Source organism: Cellulomonas septica, from assembly GCF_012396155.1.
GTDB lineage: Bacteria > Actinomycetota > Actinomycetes > Actinomycetales > Cellulomonadaceae > Cellulomonas > Cellulomonas septica.
The window spans coordinates 1-1,599 of record NZ_JAAXOY010000739.1; the positions used below are offsets into that span (position 1 = coordinate 1).

Annotated in this window: 1 protein-coding gene; it reads right to left on the bottom strand. The window is 74.4% G+C overall.

Annotated features, from left to right (window positions below):
• Positions 1 to 59: 59 nt before the first annotated feature.
• Positions 60 to 1,379: an alkaline phosphatase gene (locus tag HGA02_RS18730; protein ID WP_246248085.1), complete on the bottom strand. Its 1,320-nt coding sequence runs from the start codon at positions 1,377 to 1,379 to the stop codon at positions 60 to 62.
• Positions 1,380 to 1,599 lie beyond the last annotated feature (220 nt).

Genomic DNA, 1,599 nt, shown 5'->3' on the forward strand with positions numbered 1-1,599 from the left:
CACGCGCGTCGCCCGGCGGTCGGGGGTCCGGCACCCGACCGCCGGGTCACCTCCGCGGGTCAGCGCCGGCCGCCCATCGCGTCGCGCAGGACGACGAAGACGTCCGTGTTCGGCTGCGACCGCGCGAGCCGCTCGGCGCTCGGCCCCTCGGCCGTGAGCGGCGTCGCGCCGCCGGTGTGACCGCTCGTCGTCCAGTCGATCGTGAACTGCAGGTCCGTCCCGGCGACGGCGAACGGCCCGTCCTCGAGGCTCTGCAGCACCTCGGCCGACGTGCTCGCGGGGTCGCCGCTCTCGTCGTCCGGGTCGACGTTCTCGATGGCCAGCCCGCCGGTCTCGTGGTCGCCCACGACCACGACGAGCGTCCCCGGGTGCCGCTTCGCGAACGCGTGCACGACCGCGACGGTGTCGTCGAGCGCCTGCCCGGCCGCCAGGGTGAGGGCCGCGTTGTTGGCGTGCGACATCTCGTCGACGCCCTCCTCCTCGACCATGAGGAAGAAGCCCTGGCGGTCGCGCGAGAGCACGTCGAGCGCCTTGCGCGTCATGTCGACGAGCGGCACGACGGGCGCGTACTCGTCGCCCTGACCCTCGGGCGCCTGCTCGAACATCTCCTCGTTGGCGAACAGCCCGAGGATCCGGTGGGCGCGCGTCGCGGCGAGCTCGTCGGCGGTCGTGACGTACTCGTACCCCGACGCCTGCGCGCGCTCGACGAGGTTGCCCTGGTCGCTGCGGCTGACCTCGGGCCGCGGGTCGGCCGGGTCGTCGGGGTAGGCGCCCTCGTCGCCCGCGGGGTACCACCAGTCCTCGCCCCCGCCGAGGATCACGTCCGGCCGCGACTCCTCGATCAGCTGCCGGGCGATCTCCGTCTGGTCGCCGCGGTCGGGCACGTGCGCGCCGAACGCGGCGGGCGTCGCGTCGGTGACCTGCGCGGTCGTGACGACACCCGTCGACTTCCGGAGCGACTTCGCGTGCTCGAGCAACGTGCGGACGGGGTTGCCGTCGACGTCGACGCTGACCGCGCCGTTGTAGGTCCGGACGCCGGTCGCGAACGCGCTCGCCGCGGCGGCCGAGTCGGTGACGGCCTCCTCGGGGTCGAGCGAGTCGGTGTGCGTCCAGCCCGCGTACCGCAGCGAGTCCATCGCAATCTCGCCGTCCTTGCCGACGGTGCTGAGCCGGATCGCCTCGCGCGCCGCGATGCTGAGGCCGTCGCCGACGATCAGGACGACGTTCTTGGCCGTGCGCGACGAGCCTCCGCGGTCGCTGCCCGTGACGTCCTGGTCCCCTGTCGTGAGGCCGCTCGTGACGAGCCCCCCGGTCGTGAGGCCCGCCGCGATCGCGGCCGCCCCGCCTGTCGCCATCCACCGTCGTGCGTGCGTGCGCATGGTGCCCCCTCGAACCTCGTCGTCCTCGGATGAGCCGGGCCCGTCGACGGGTCCGGAAGCGCCCATGCTGGGACGGATCTATCCGTCGCGCATCCGCTGCAGATCGGGGTGGCGAGCGCGGCGGGTGCGCGCACGACGGAGGACGAATCGGCGCCCGGCGTCGCGTCAGGCGGGCAGCACGCGCGCGAGCAGGTCGCGGGCCTTCCCCGGCGCGGTCCCG

Coding starts and splice junctions, on each gene's coding strand:
- HGA02_RS18730 (WP_246248085.1), bottom strand. CDS start 1,379: ATGCGCACGCACGCACGACGGTGGATGGCGACAGGCGGGGCGGCCGCG.